The organism is Priestia abyssalis (assembly GCF_002019595.1).
Classification (GTDB): domain Bacteria; phylum Bacillota; class Bacilli; order Bacillales; family Bacillaceae_H; genus Bacillus_BA; species Bacillus_BA abyssalis.
Window position 1 is genome coordinate 2,207,769 of the sequence record NZ_KV917369.1, and the last position, 13,439, is coordinate 2,221,207.

The 13,439-nt window shown below is 36.2% G+C and carries 20 protein-coding genes; 15 read left to right on the forward strand and 5 right to left on the reverse strand.

All coding sequences use genetic code 11. The features are described 5' to 3' along the window. Position 1 precedes the first annotated feature (1 nt). From BK575_RS10150 to BK575_RS28495, 5 genes are all read left to right on the forward strand, one after another. Positions 2 to 535, forward strand: a complete 534-nt coding sequence (locus tag BK575_RS10150) for an HNH endonuclease (RefSeq protein WP_078410266.1) — start codon at positions 2 to 4, stop codon at positions 533 to 535. A gap of 2 nt (positions 536 to 537) precedes the next feature. Beyond that, entirely contained in the window at positions 538 to 1,086 is a 549-nt protein-coding gene (locus BK575_RS10155; RefSeq protein ID WP_078410267.1) for a RuvC family protein, read from the forward strand. Between the two features lies 1 nt (position 1,087). Beyond that, positions 1,088 to 1,555 carry a hypothetical protein gene (locus tag BK575_RS10160; protein WP_078410268.1) on the forward strand — a complete coding sequence of 156 codons (468 nt, stop codon included), beginning with the start codon at positions 1,088 to 1,090 and terminating at the stop codon, positions 1,553 to 1,555. A 179-nt stretch (positions 1,556 to 1,734) separates the two neighbouring features. Further along, positions 1,735 to 1,923 (forward strand): hypothetical protein, encoded by a 189-nt coding sequence (locus BK575_RS29005; RefSeq protein ID WP_078410269.1) that lies wholly within the window; start codon positions 1,735 to 1,737, stop codon positions 1,921 to 1,923. Between the two features lie 217 nt (positions 1,924 to 2,140). Next, positions 2,141 to 2,281 carry a hypothetical protein gene (locus tag BK575_RS28495; RefSeq protein ID WP_169907707.1) on the forward strand — a complete coding sequence of 47 codons (141 nt, stop codon included), beginning with the start codon at positions 2,141 to 2,143 and terminating at the stop codon, positions 2,279 to 2,281. Between the two features lie 43 nt (positions 2,282 to 2,324). Here the strand turns inward: BK575_RS28495 and BK575_RS10170 are convergent, their stop codons facing one another. Beyond that, positions 2,325 to 2,549 (reverse strand): hypothetical protein, encoded by a 225-nt coding sequence (locus BK575_RS10170; protein WP_078410270.1) that lies wholly within the window; start codon positions 2,547 to 2,549, stop codon positions 2,325 to 2,327. A gap of 316 nt (positions 2,550 to 2,865) precedes the next feature. Between BK575_RS10170 and BK575_RS10175 the strand changes: the two genes are divergently transcribed. After that, positions 2,866 to 3,327, forward strand: coding sequence for an ArpU family phage packaging/lysis transcriptional regulator (locus BK575_RS10175; RefSeq protein ID WP_078414735.1), 462 nt, complete (start codon positions 2,866 to 2,868; stop codon positions 3,325 to 3,327). A 150-nt stretch (positions 3,328 to 3,477) separates the two neighbouring features. On the opposite strand, the gene BK575_RS28500 is transcribed toward BK575_RS10175, so the two are convergent. Further along, positions 3,478 to 3,645 carry a hypothetical protein gene (locus BK575_RS28500; protein WP_169907709.1) on the reverse strand — a complete coding sequence of 56 codons (168 nt, stop codon included), beginning with the start codon at positions 3,643 to 3,645 and terminating at the stop codon, positions 3,478 to 3,480. 130 nt (positions 3,646 to 3,775) lie between these two features. On the opposite strand from BK575_RS28500, the gene BK575_RS10180 reads away from it, so the two are divergent. Both BK575_RS10180 and BK575_RS10185 read left to right on the forward strand, forming a co-directional pair. Beyond that, entirely contained in the window at positions 3,776 to 4,444 is a 669-nt protein-coding gene (locus BK575_RS10180) for a BA5345 family protein (RefSeq protein ID WP_078410271.1), read from the forward strand. Positions 4,445 to 4,526: 82 nt separating this feature from the next. Continuing rightward, on the forward strand, positions 4,527 to 5,273 hold the full coding sequence (locus tag BK575_RS10185; RefSeq protein WP_078410272.1) for a hypothetical protein: 747 nt from the start codon (positions 4,527 to 4,529) through the stop codon (positions 5,271 to 5,273). Here BK575_RS10185 and BK575_RS28505 read toward each other — a convergent pair. Both BK575_RS28505 and BK575_RS10190 read right to left on the reverse strand, forming a co-directional pair. Beyond that, the gene (locus BK575_RS28505; RefSeq protein WP_169907711.1) at positions 5,263 to 5,409 is read right to left on the reverse strand and encodes a hypothetical protein; all 147 of its coding nucleotides are present in this window, start codon (positions 5,407 to 5,409) and stop codon (positions 5,263 to 5,265) included. The two genes, BK575_RS10185 and BK575_RS28505, sit on opposite strands and share 11 nt — an antisense overlap. A 312-nt stretch (positions 5,410 to 5,721) precedes the next feature. Next, complete coding sequence (locus BK575_RS10190; protein ID WP_078410273.1) at positions 5,722 to 5,943, reverse strand: DUF2188 domain-containing protein; 222 nt, start codon at positions 5,941 to 5,943, stop codon at positions 5,722 to 5,724. A 91-nt stretch (positions 5,944 to 6,034) separates the two neighbouring features. Between BK575_RS10190 and BK575_RS10195 the strand changes: the two genes are divergently transcribed. From BK575_RS10195 to BK575_RS10220, 6 genes are all read left to right on the forward strand, one after another. Then, positions 6,035 to 6,373: a hypothetical protein gene (locus BK575_RS10195; protein ID WP_078410274.1), complete on the forward strand. Its 339-nt coding sequence runs from the start codon at positions 6,035 to 6,037 to the stop codon at positions 6,371 to 6,373. 50 nt (positions 6,374 to 6,423) lie between these two features. After that, positions 6,424 to 6,756 carry an HNH endonuclease gene (locus tag BK575_RS10200; protein ID WP_078410275.1) on the forward strand — a complete coding sequence of 111 codons (333 nt, stop codon included), beginning with the start codon at positions 6,424 to 6,426 and terminating at the stop codon, positions 6,754 to 6,756. Between the two features lie 108 nt (positions 6,757 to 6,864). Beyond that, the gene (locus BK575_RS10205) at positions 6,865 to 7,185 is read left to right on the forward strand and encodes a P27 family phage terminase small subunit (protein ID WP_235867357.1); all 321 of its coding nucleotides are present in this window, start codon (positions 6,865 to 6,867) and stop codon (positions 7,183 to 7,185) included. Further along, positions 7,182 to 8,867, forward strand: coding sequence for a terminase TerL endonuclease subunit (locus BK575_RS10210; RefSeq protein ID WP_078410276.1), 1,686 nt, complete (start codon positions 7,182 to 7,184; stop codon positions 8,865 to 8,867). The genes BK575_RS10205 and BK575_RS10210 overlap by 4 nt, the downstream gene beginning before the upstream one ends. A gap of 17 nt (positions 8,868 to 8,884) precedes the next feature. Further along, the gene (locus BK575_RS10215) at positions 8,885 to 10,024 is read left to right on the forward strand and encodes a phage portal protein (protein WP_078410277.1); all 1,140 of its coding nucleotides are present in this window, start codon (positions 8,885 to 8,887) and stop codon (positions 10,022 to 10,024) included. Further along, positions 10,021 to 10,734, forward strand: coding sequence for a head maturation protease, ClpP-related (locus BK575_RS10220; protein WP_078410278.1), 714 nt, complete (start codon positions 10,021 to 10,023; stop codon positions 10,732 to 10,734). Before BK575_RS10215 ends, BK575_RS10220 begins: the two co-directional genes overlap by 4 nt. Positions 10,735 to 10,912: 178 nt before the next feature. Here BK575_RS10220 and BK575_RS10225 read toward each other — a convergent pair whose 3' ends face one another. Next, the gene (locus BK575_RS10225; protein ID WP_078410279.1) at positions 10,913 to 12,148 is read right to left on the reverse strand and encodes an IS110 family RNA-guided transposase; all 1,236 of its coding nucleotides are present in this window, start codon (positions 12,146 to 12,148) and stop codon (positions 10,913 to 10,915) included. A gap of 332 nt (positions 12,149 to 12,480) precedes the next feature. Here BK575_RS10225 and BK575_RS10230 point away from each other — a divergent pair, with 332 nt between their 5' ends. Continuing rightward, a complete protein-coding gene (locus BK575_RS10230; RefSeq protein ID WP_078410280.1) occupies positions 12,481 to 13,362 on the forward strand; it encodes a leucine-rich repeat domain-containing protein in 882 nt (293 codons plus the stop codon). Positions 13,363 to 13,439 lie beyond the last annotated feature (77 nt).

Genomic DNA, 13,439 nt, shown 5'->3' on the forward strand with positions numbered 1-13,439 from the left:
GATGAAAAACGAATACGAAATCCGCGGTGATGTTACAGCAATTTTTGTTAGGAATAAGGGTGTAACACACGAAGCATTAATTAGTACGCACAGACTTCAAAAGGCTAAAGAGTTTCCCAACACCTGGTACGCATCATGGTGCCCTTTACGAAAGGCGTTTTATGTTGCGGGTCATCTACCTAGGAATGGCGGGGAAATGAAAAACACATCTCTTCATAGATGGATTTTGGGTGTTAAAGATAAGTCTATAGAAGTAGATCATTACGATCTCGATCCATTAAATAATACTGATGAAAATTTAAGAGAAGTCACAAAGGCACAAAATCTTCAAAATAGAAGTTTGCAATCTAATAACACGTCTGGTTATCGAGGTGTATGCTTTCATAAAAAATTAAAGAAATGGCAAGCAAATTTAAGGATTAATGGCAAGTACACGTATCTAGGAGTATATGAAACTAAAGAAGAAGCAGCGGAAGTTGTTAAGGAAGCTCGGAAAAAGTATATGCCATTTTCTAAAGAAGCAATGGGGGTATAGAAGTGACTCGGTTTGTGGGTATAGATCCATCAACTAAAACTGGTTTTGTTGCTCTTGATGAATATGGAGAGGTGCTTCGAGCTAAAGAATTAACGGGTGTCGGATCTGAGGACCCAAAGCGCATGGTCACTCTCATTAACGAAGTAGTTGCTCATCTGCAACCAGGTGATGTCATTTGCATAGAGGGTTTCCCTTATGACACTCAAAAAGCGATGTTTGCTGGGGGCCTTCATCACGGGATACGAAATGAGCTTTATAAACGTAAATTGCGTTACTACGAAATAGCACCTAACGCGGTAAAAAAATTTGTCAATGTAACCGGCTGGATAGGTGAGACAGGCAATAAAAAACGTCTCACAGGCAAAGAAAAGAAACAAGCAGTAATGGCAGCAGTCGAAAAACACTTTGGATTTACACATAAGAGCGATAACGTGGTGGATGCATATATCTTGGCTGAAATAGCAAGGTGCTGCCAACTCGGAGCAAGCAATATCACACGCTATAAGTATCAATTAGAAGTAGTAAACACGATTTTAAAAGGAGCGATTTAATATGCAAGTAACTGTAAAGGCGCATTTCAATAAGCAGGCCAAGGATAGCAAGAAAGAGCTCGTTCAATTTTATGTGAAAGGTGAGGACGAAAAGAAACAAGAGCTTAATCAAATGACTCGCGAAGTGGTAGAGCTGGAGATTGAAGGTGTAGATCAGAAGCTTACTTGCGAATTCAGTAAAACAACCAAGGATAGCAAAAAGACAACTTTGGAATTCATCGTTAAAGGTGATACGTCCGCAGAACAGTCATTCAATTTTTACAAAAAAGCCGGCTCCGATGTGACGTTAAACATTGTTGAATCTCAAATGAGCATTGATGAGTTTTATGACGATGATCATGAAGGCATCGAATATAAAGTCGAAAAGGACGGAACCGTGAGCCTGAATCCGGACCAGTTGTCCATGGATGACGTGGAACAGGATGCAGAACAAACAAAAGAAAAAGAGTTAGAAGAAAGCATGCATTAATGGAGAGCGATCGGGTCGTTGTTGTTGATAGTCGCCCTGATTGGATGAAAAAAGAAGATGAGTGGATGGCGTGCCGAACACGCTGTCCTTTCTTCCGAAAATGTACAACAAGAGGAATTGGCAACCGGTGTAAAAAGTTCGGTGGAGATATTATTCCAAAAATAAGAGGATGATAGAGAATGAAAGGGTACCACTGCAAAAAATGCAATCATTGGTTTCGGTTAAAGATTCTATGGCTGTGCCCGGTCTGTGGAAATGACAGTATAGCTGAGTGCAAGAAGCGAAAGCAGGAAGAGGAAGAACGGGTGGAAAGAGCCTGGCGTAATATTTGGATTAAAAATGGTTTTCTAAAACAAGAAGCGCGATAAGCCAAAGGTTAATTGTGACTCATAAATAAAAATGCTAAAGATCAAAAGACCTTTAGCATTCAGATTCGTAACCTTGGGGTAGGTTGGGTACTTTGAATGATTTCTCCATATTATTTTATGAATCAAGAAAGGGATTATTCAAAAAATGGTTGTTAATACCAAATATTTTTGGTGGTATAAACCAAATGTAGATTTTATGGAGTAAATGGAGGGTTAAATGATGGATAGAGAATACATTGAAGAAAGTTTTCATGAAATGGTTGGGTTAGGTTATTCAGTAAAAGAAGCAATAGCATGTTTAGAAGAAGATATGAATGTTAATCAAGACCTTTTAAAAGAACTTGTAAAAACGCTTTAAAATAACATTTCTGTTTTCAAAAAAAAGAGCAATGGAATTGCTCTCAAATAAATAGCTTAGATAAATTTAAGTAAAACATGGCATAAATCCAACAAGCAAATCCTAAAAGACCGAACAAGCCAATACTGCTATCGACTATTTTTTTAGGCACTCCGATACGATCGAGTATTAACGCTGGAACCAAACAAAATACAAGGATTGTTACAAAAAGGGTTCCAAGCGATAAAGCTAAACCATTAATTACACTTTTATCTACGTTATCAAACATTACCAATCTCCTCCCATACCTATATCGGATGGGAGGGTGAAAATTTAAATGTAACAATAAAGAGTACATTCAATAAAAAATGATGTTAATACCTTATCATAAATTTATAAAACCCATATTTATAGCTACAGTGGCTAAAAAAGCCAAGGCTGTTAACACGCCAAAAAACCAATTTATCAATTAGAACACTCCTTATAGTTATGTATGTGATAAATATATTACGAACTATTTTCAGGAAAGTTCCAAGTAAATAAAAAAAGCCAGGAATTCTCCCGGCAATGCATTGTCTAAGAAAAAGTATATCACGGGAGGGGTTCTGGTGGGTAAACAACAATTATCATTCCTTCGCGATACAGATGGGGAAGAGACAAAAGCCAAAGTGGAAAAGCATTTTGCGAAGTATCGTATGTATATGTTAACCGTTCCAGATGAGCTGATGCCTAAGATTACACAAACTTACTCTTTGGTTCCACCAAGTAATACAAATACATTCCACTCTACCACTGAGAGTATCGCCATTGAGAGAGTTGACTTTGAGCTAAAACGTGACACATTCATAGAACGTACTCATCAAGCTGTAAATCGATTAAGCATGAGGGAACGTGAGCTCATCACTAAGAGCTACATGACTCATGAGGATGTGTACGATTATGATGTTTATAATGAAATGGGAGTTAGTGAAACGACTTATTATAGGATTCGTGAGAAAGCATTTTATAAATTAGCATTCAGTTTACAGCTTGTTGTTTATAAAGACGAGGAGGCACCTAACAAGTAGGTGTCTTTTTTATTTTTATGGTATGAAAGACAAATAAAAGAATTTTGAAAGAATGATGAATGAGCATTTGGTTTTAAAGGTGCTAATATGGTATTAAGCGATAAGACGATAGGTAAGACATTGAGCGTTCTTCTTTTGTATGGCGCTTTTTTATTGGTGTTGGTTATTAGAAATTTCATTCCAGTAATCCATTAGAAGGTCCCGTTGTGCTGCTAAATAACGGCTTTTCTTGTGATGAAGGCCATAAGTCTTTTTGCAGTGGCGCAGCCTTTCCTCGGTGGAAAAAATGAACTGTACTAATTGTTCCATATCATCCATTTGAATCGCTCCTTATAGGTCTATAGAAATATAATACAATAAATACTTGTAATAACTTGTTAAAAAAATGATAAATTTGAGGAAAAATACCTCCTTCTGTCATATAATGAGTGGCGGAGGAGATGAATGAATGAAATTTGAAACTAAACATTTAATTAGATGGGGAATACCAGGCTGGGTGTTTATATTTCTAAGTGTACTGCCTTTTATTTTCCAATATCCTACAGAAGCTCAAAAAGTAATAGGAGAAATGAATTCTATAAAATTAATAAGCAGTTTAATAACGTCAACTGCCATTGGGATAGTCATAGGATATTTATTTCATCAAGTATATTTTGCGTTCGAATGGATAAGGGATTTATCGAAAAAAGGTATATCAAAAGATTTTTCTCCTGTTGTTAATAAAATAAAAAAGCGTTATCCACGAAATTGGGGAGAAGATAAGATTGAGGATTATTATTATATAGAGTTCTTGTGGCAAAATGAACTTGTCAAATTAGAGGAAAATCAAAGAAGTTATATAGCAGGGAGGTATCGTCATTTATTATCAACCACTCATAGTTTAGGGGTTTTATTTTACAGTTTAACAACAGCTTTTAGCATTAATATTATTGCATTTTTGTATTTCAACCACACCCTAATAGGGGTTAGTACAGGAGTAACATTTTTTTTAGCTGTAATGGCTCTTGTTAATTATAGTTACTATTCTAAAAACACTATAAATTTTATGGGTTATTTCCTTCAAGAAATGATTGTGAAAAACTCAGTTAAACAGATATCAAAAAAAGCATCCGAATAATCGGGTGTTTTTTTATTGGAGGGAGAGAGATGATATGGTTCTATGTAATCAAAATACATATAATAAGTGATGGGGTGATAAAGTGAAGAGTTTAATTTCTTTAATAATTTTTACATTGCCGGGATTACTGGCTTACTTTTGGATAAACTTATTCGGATTAACTCCAACAAGTAAGCGAGACAATAGTGAAGTCGTAGCGATTAGTGCACTATTATGGATACCTATTGTATCGATAGTTTTATTTATCTATCAAACGTTGGCTTGGGTTTCCAATTGGAAAACTATTGATCCAAGTTTTGATGTTCCGTTATTAAAAAAAGATTGGATGTTAATCAGCAGTAAGGTAACAGATATTAATAAGCTGTCCGAAAACATATGGTTTCTACTATTTTATGTCGTCCTGAGTATTATAACCAGTTTCTATGTAGCACAATTTATATCAAATACAGGTTATAAAATTATGTTAGCAAAAGTAAACCGGGTGAGAGAAAGAAATGGAATTGCTCCTTTCTCCGAAAAGACTACTGTATGGAACGAAATGTTTTTAAATAATGCGGGGCAAATTGTTGAGTATACTAAGGTGGAAGATCCTAATTTTAGGTTAATTGGCTGCTTAACAAAAGTACCTCGAGCACATGAACCTGATAAAGGCATTGTACTCGAGGCAACAGATCATTGGGCAAACGTTATGGAGTATTATAACGTGGAAATAGACAATGTTTTCATAGATACAAGTAATGGTTCAATTATAAAAATATATAATACAGAACAGGCCTTAGAAGCTCAAGACTTGTATAATGAAAGAGTTAACAATGGATCTATTTCTTAGGTGTTACGCCTCCTCCAGCAGGTCTAATTGTCATAGACGGTTTATCTGCGGAATTCTGCTGATTTGGCTTAATTGTTAAGCTTGGTTTGTTAAGACTTGGTTTGTTAAAGGGTTTATCCAAGGGTCTTTTTTCCATTTGATTCACCTCCTAGTAGATAATTTTATTAAAACTTTAATTCTTTTTACAAGAAATATTTTAGTAGCAATAGGTAGCTATATACCGCAAGCATCCGTTCATAGGTGTTTTTTATTAGAGGGAGAGAGATAAAGCTTCATGACAAATTAAAAGAACAGCAAAAGAAGAAACTTGAGACCATCGGACGTAAAAACGAAAAGCTGACAGCTGCTGACATAGCAGAACTAATGGGTATTAAACGTGATATCTATAAACGAAACCGTGTTGCGTTTCGAAGGACACCTTTCTTAGGAAAAGGTGTCCTTCGGAACATTAACCTTTTGGAGGATAAGGGTCATTTCCGTAGCTATCACGATCTCTAATCTGTCCATTAGGTCTATGAATAACAACATCTGACTCTTGATTTCTAGCAATATCTCTAGCTGCATCTATTGCTGCTTTTTGTGTATCATGCCTAGATGTAGCTTTTGAATTACCAGCTCCCTTTACTTGCCATCCGCCATTAGGATGAGGAGTAACATGTTGATTTGACATAACTTTTCCACCTCCTTTTTTTACAAAATTCGGCAATGAAAGAGGAAAATCCTCCTATTTATAGAATTGATAGTCGAAAGGAGTGAGCAATATGGATAATAGATATTCAAATCGATATTTCAAGAAACAAGCAGAAGTAAATGAAATTTGGCGGAGATTTATGGATAAACAAGATGTTTTAGATGCTATTGAAAGAGTTCGAGGTAGTATAGCATATATGTCGAAACATCTTCCGCACAAATTAAATAAAGAAGACATGGAATTTATGGAGAGACCTTTAGGAGAATTAGAGATTGCTATTAGGAAAATAAAAAATATTCCTGAATTGTTTGGTTTTAATGAACTTGAAATAAAAGAAATACATGAAGCATACGAAGATCTAAGAAAAAAAGTCGAGCAAATAGATCTACAAAGAATTAGTTGGAATTAGCATCTCAATTGAGGTGCTTTTTTTATTGGAGGAAGTGAAGAGGATAAGTAATGGCTGAGTACAAAACCAAAGAACAAAAGAAGAGGTTTTATAATTCAAAAGAGTGGACAGGTAAGAATGGAATACGTCAGCAAGCATTGAAGCGTGATAACTGGGAATGTCAACGATGTAAGGAACTTGGTTATGTTCATGTTGATTCAAAGAAAGTTGAAGGTGAACGTAAGAGCATTGAACTAAACGTCCATCACATTAAGGAGATTGAGGATCATCCAGAATTAGCTTTACGATTAGATAACACCATCACGCTTTGCTTACGTTGTCATAATGAGATTCATGAAAAGTTTAAATCAAAGAAATTGAAATGGAAAGATGAGAAGTGGTAGACCCCCCGGGTCAAAAAGTTTGGGATTTTTCATTTTTCCCTTGACCGTATGCAGCCTGTTTTGTCCAGATTTTTAGAGGGAATTCTCACGTAAGGGGGGTGGGGTAGAGTGCCAGTTAATATATCGAAACTTCAAAAACAGTTAATGAGTCGAATAGATACTGATGATCTTGTGGAAGTAGAAAAGGTTGAACGATATATAAGCTTAGTAAAATTAAACAAGCAATTGGACAAAGATATAAAACGTGAGGGTGCAACTGTTGTAACTGAAAATGGTTCACAACGATTTGTAAAAAGTCATCCAGCTGTTACTGACAAGATGAAAGTTAACGCACAATTATTAGCAATTGAAAAATCATTTAATTTTATTAGTGAGGGGACCCACCCTCCATCTAAAGAAGAAAAATATTCGGAAGCTGATTTAATTTGATTTTAAACAAATACGTTGATGAATATATTAATCTCTGGAAATCTGGAAAGATAAAGCTGAATAAAGAACGCATCATGCTTATTGAATATTTACAAGAGCATGTACTGAGTCGTGATGATTTGTATTTTGATGACGAAATGATTGAGAACTGCATCAGGTTTGGTGAGAAGTGGTATTTTCCAATCTCATCCTTTCAAAAGTTCTTAGTTGCTTTCGTTTTTTTATTTTACAAATCGAATGATCGCGTCTTTTACAGAAAACATTTGTGGATGTTAGGACGCGGTGGAGGGAAGAACGGATTAATCTCTGTTGTTACTCATTTTCTAATCAGCCCTTTACATGGAATTAAAGAGTATAACGTCTCAATCGTTGCCAATTCGGAAGAGCAAGCAAAAACATCTTTCGAAGAGACATACAATGTGATTGGTAGAAGCGGAACTTTGAAGGCTATGTTTGCAAGAACTAAAGAAAAAATCACATCTAAAAAGACTGCTGCTATTTTAAAGTTCCGTACTTCAAACGGAGAAACAAAAGATGGTTTGCGTGATGGAGCTGTCGTATTTGATGAGATTCATCAGTTTGAAAGCAACAAAGATGTTCGCGTTCATATTTCTGGTTTAGGTAAAAAACCGAATCCAAGGGAATTTTATATTGGAACTGACGGATATGTCCGGGATGGATTCTTGGATAATATGAAAGCATTGGCAATCAAGGTGTTAAAAGGCGAAGCACGTCCGAACGCTATCTTTCCATTTATCTGCAAGCTAAACGATGAAGAAGAAGTAAACAATCCGGATAATTGGGAGCTGGCTAACCCAATGCTTTCTCATCCGCGAAGCAGCTATGCTCAAAGTTTATTTGACACCATTATGGAAGAGTTCGAGGCCCTAGAAGATGATCCGAGCAACCGGGAAGAATTCATGACCAAACGTATGAATTTACCGGTAACAGATCTTGAACGTTCTGTAGCCAAATGGGAAGAGATTCTTGCTACAAAACAACCTATGCCGAATCTGCTAAACAGAGAATGTATTGGCTGCTTAGACTTTGCAAGTATTCGAGATTTTGCAGCTTGTGGACTTGTATTTAAGCATGAGGGGAAATATCCATTTATCACTCATTCTTTTGCACGTAAAGAGTTTGTCGATAAATATTATAGCTATTCCAAAAAACATGACGCTGAAATGGCAGGAAAGCGTAAATTTGCACCGATTCGTGAATGGGAAGAACAAGGGCTTATGACAATCCTTCATGGTGAAACTATTGATCCTCACAAAATCGTTGATTGGTTTGTGGAAAAGAGCAAATACTACAATATTAAAAAAATAGTTGGAGATAACTTTCGAATGGAAGTTCTGAAACCCTTATTTGAAGCGAAAGGGTTTGAGGTGGAAGTCATTAGAAATCCACGAGCTATTCATAGCTTATTAGCGCCTCGTGTAGAGTTGGGGTTTGCTAACCAGCTATTTATATTTGATGATAACCCTTTAATGCGTTGGTACACAAATAATGTTCTCGTGGTAATCAAGAAGGACGGAAATAAAGAGTACCAAAAGAAAGAACCTATTCGCCGTAAAACAGATGGTTTCCAGTGCTTTATTTATGGCTTATATCGAGTTGATGAGATAAGTGATGCCAATATTGAAGATTCATTAGATATGTTAGATGCACTAAATTTCTAAGGGGGTGAGAAAAAGGAATGGGATTTTTAAGCGATGTCTTACGACGTAACAGCGAGCTAGAATGGTTGTTTGATTTAGATATAACCTATGAGACATCGAACCGAGCATATTTAAAGAAGATGGCTCTGGAAACATGCATAAATTTTATTGGTCGCACCATTAGTCAGTCTGATTTTAGAATCATGAATGGCGGAAAGCGGAAGCTGAACGATTGGCATTATCTTTTGAATGTTAGGCCGAACACGGATCAGTCAGCTGCGGACTTTTGGCAAAAATTTATTTATGAATTAATTCATGAGAATGAAGTGTTGGTGATCTTGACGGATAATAATGATTTGTTGATTGCCGATAGTTTTAACCGTGTAGAATATGCGGTGTATCCAGACATTTTTAAGGATGTAACCGTTAAGGACTATACTTTCCAACGGTCTTTCAGAATGGATGAAGTTATTTATCTAACATACAACAATGAGAAATTAACAAAGTTTATGGCCGGTATGTTTGATGATTTTGCTAATTTGTTTAGCAGAATGATAGAAGTTAGTCTGAGAAAAAATCAAATACGAGGAACTGTGGGTATCGATTCCACACAATCTCTGACAAAAGAAAATCAAACGAAGTTACAGCAATTTATTGACAAACTGTTTACTTCGTTCAGAAATAATTCTGTTGCTTTAGTGCCGAAATTAAAGGGCTTCGAATACGAGGAAGTAGCAAGCGGTGAAAACAATGGGCAGTCAGTAGACGAACTTACAAAATTAAAGAAATCTCTCATTGATGATGTTGCTAATATCTTAGGCATTCCCAATGCATTAATACATGGCGACTTGTCTGATTATGAAACTAGCATAAAAGCTTATGTGAAATTTTGCATTGGTCCTTTAGTAAAAAAAATCAGTGATGAGCTAAATGCTAAATTGATTGAGAAAAAAGCTTACTTGAATGGCTCCCGGATCGAAGTTAAAGGAGTAACCGAAAAAGACTTAATTGATCATGCTGAAGCAGTAGACAAGCTTGTCGCGTCTGGTGCATTCACGAGAAATGAGGTGAGGGAATTGTTTGGTGCGGAGCGTTCGGACAACCCAGAATTAGATGAGTTTGTTATTACGAAAAATTATCAATCTGCTGGTACAGTTGAAGGAGGTGATAATGAGTGAAAAATAAAATCCAGTCTATCCCTTATAAATTTTATAATCAAGTCAATGGTGAAGAACACGAAATGGTTATATCCGGTGCTATTGGTAAGAGTGGATGGTTTTATACTGCTACAAGCGCAGAGGACGTTCGAAATGCGTTGAAAGATGTTACTGCTTCTACAGTACGTATTAAATTAAATAGCGGCGGCGGCGATGCAGATCAAGGTGTCGAAATCTACAATTATTTAAAAGACCTAGATAAACACGTCGTTGTGGAGGTTACATCACTAGCGGCATCAGCTGCATCGATAATCGCAATGGGGGCCGATGAAATTATCATGCGTACTGGTTCACGAATGATGATTCATGAAGCAGCAACATTTGCATGGGGAACTAAGCAAGATATTAAGAAAACACTCAACGCTCTTGAATCTTATGATGAATCAATCGTCTCTATCTACCAACAAAAAACAGGTAAAAGTCGCAATGAAATTGCCAAGTTAATTGAGAATGAAACTTGGATGACAGCTGAGCAAGCAGTTAAAGAAGGATTTGCTGATAAAGTAGAATCAAACCAAGAAGAGGATACAGAAAGTGGTATTACCGATGAGCAAATGCAGCAAATTATCAATACTGTAACAAATAATCTAGCACAAATGAATACAAATCAACAAAATGAACCTACATGGCCTGCACCAGTGCAGACGAAACGTAAAGGGTTCATTTTTTAATTTAAAGGCTCTGTTCGTTGCTGTTGATTTTTTTGTTCAACTAAACCAGCTAATAGTTTGTCAACATTTTTCAATAAAAACTTAAATTATTTCATGCTATACTAAAAATACGCACACCAAATAACCTTCCACTACCTTAATTTTGGAAGGTTTTGTTTTATTTAGTTAGATATAGTCATTAAGCTATATCTTGGAAAATTGTTCTGTTTTTTAATAAGGCAAAAATCCAATGTAAGAGCTTGTTTACACAAGCAATGACAGCGACCTTAAAGGGCTTTCCTTCTTCGCGTTTCTTATCATAAAACTCCCGCATTCTTTTGTTTCTAGGGAGTATTTCATCTGTGGTTTTCTTCTTACGACAATCACGAATGGCACAACGAACTGCCATATATAAGGCATGGCGAAGTCTACTTGATCCTCTTTTAGTAATACGGTTTTGGGTAGCTCTAAATTTACCAGATTCAAATACACTAGGATCAACACCAGCGAAAGCGACAAGCTTTTTAGGGTGGTTAAATCGATCTATCTCACCGATTTCAGAAATAATCGTGGCAGCGATTTTTTCTCCAATGCCGGGGATGGATTTGATAATATTATATTCTTCAATTTCTTTAGCGAGAGCGTCTATCTCTGACTCTAATCTTGATAGATGCTCTTTGTATTGAAGAATAATGTTAATGTACATACCTAAGCTTAATATATGACTCTGGTAGACTGTTTTTTCAAAAGGATTACGAGCTGCCGCCTCTTTTAGTTTTAGAGCTTTTTCATTTGCCCATCTGATTGAGCGACTTTGACATAATTCTTTGATCTTATTCGAGATTGTTTCATCACTAGCCTTTAATATGTCTTCAGATGACGGAAACTCTTGTAATGTTAAGAGTGATACCACAGAATACAAATCACCGAAAACTCCTCGATATTCAGGAAATACCTGATCAAGTACAGCCTGAAATTGAAGCTTAGTCTGAATCATAACGCCTGTAATATTTTCGTGTTGTCTCGTAAGATTACGAAGGTTTAATAACTGAATCCCTCGCTTTTTGTATGGCTCTAATTCCTCTTTATAATACAATTCACAGAGTAGGTATGCATCGACTGCATCTGTCTTTACTTTTCTTAGACTTGAACTCTTTGCCTTATACGAAATTAAAGGATTAATAATAATTAATAAATACCCACGTTCATCTAGATATTGGACAACTGGTGTCTGATAGTGTCCAGTTGCTTCTAGAATCACAGGAGGCTTCTGACCTGTTTCTTTCTGCACATCATCTAAGAACTCTACAAGTAAACCAAGCCCATCAAGAGTATGAGATACTTTAAAGCTCTTACGAAAAGGTTTGCCTTTATCTACAAAAGCTTGAACTTGACTTTCTCCCTTTGAAATATCCAGACCAACGACTGGATTCATCCTCCATCATCTCCTAATCTCTTATTTGCCGGTACCCCTAATTCCTTCTTGCAGTGTCACAGCTTCGCTTGTTATACGAGATCTAGGTCCCAACCAGCCTCAATCATGTTTCTACAAGTAGGGGGCAAACTGTTTAGCTGACGGGATCTAGGTCCCACGGGCAGTTACGTTTTACCCCGGCTACCGTTATAATAAGACCATATAAAAAATGGTCAACCAGAAATATTTTCTTATCTGGCTGACCTTATAATACGAACAGGGCAGTTTAGTGCAATAAAGAACCTCTTCTTTAAATGATAGAAATAAGATAAAATTTGATGAGAGGTGGCGGAATGAAGAACAAAAAAGTAAATAATGTTAGAGTAAGAATAGACGGTGATGCAGAAGAGGTTTTAGTATCCCACGAGCATCTAAATGAATGCATTGAATATATAAATTTTCACCGCATTACTAAGATAGTCGTAATGGATTGGTACTATGAAGGTGAAAATGTCGAATTCTTAAATGAATGCCCGAGCGTTGAAGAGGTAGTCCTGGATAGTAATTACTTGAAAGATATTTCGGGATTGCGGTACTTGAAAAGTTTAAAGGGGCTAAGTTTATCAGAGACAACCGTTATTGATGGGGGGATCGAAGTTGACCTAGAGGCATTTTCAGAGCTTGAATCCCTTCTTCTGTGCTGGAGTAAAAAGATAAGAGGACTTCATCACCTCACCAATTTAAAGGGACTATTGTTGGAGAAATATGCTCCTAAACAAGGAGACCTGGAGGAGTTGGCTACTCTTGAAAAGCTCGAAGAACTGACCATCACACAATCAAAAGTTCGTTCACTCCAAGGAATTGGAAAGCTAAATCAATTAAAAGAACTAGAATTGAATTACTTACGAACCTTAACGTCTTTGGGCGACATTGAAGGTTTAGGGTCCTCGTTAAAAAAATTAGACATCACTTCCTGCAAAAATATTCAGGATCTACTTCGTATCCGAGCTTTACATTCGCTAGAATTTTTGTTTCTCGTTAAATGTGGGGAAGTTCCATCCTTAGAATTTATTGAACCATTAACTAATTTGAAACATTTTGTCTTTCCAGAAACGAATGTTTTAGATGGAGACATCACTCCGTGTTTCCATGTTGACTATGTTTACTTTGATAGCAAAAAGCATTATTCACATAAATGGACGGAATTTAAGAACTGGACCAGTCGAGTAAAGTAGCTACTTAACCATATATTTATACAGGTCTTTATTGAACTAACGGAGGCATAGTTGAAGAAGGGATAAACAAAAGGAGC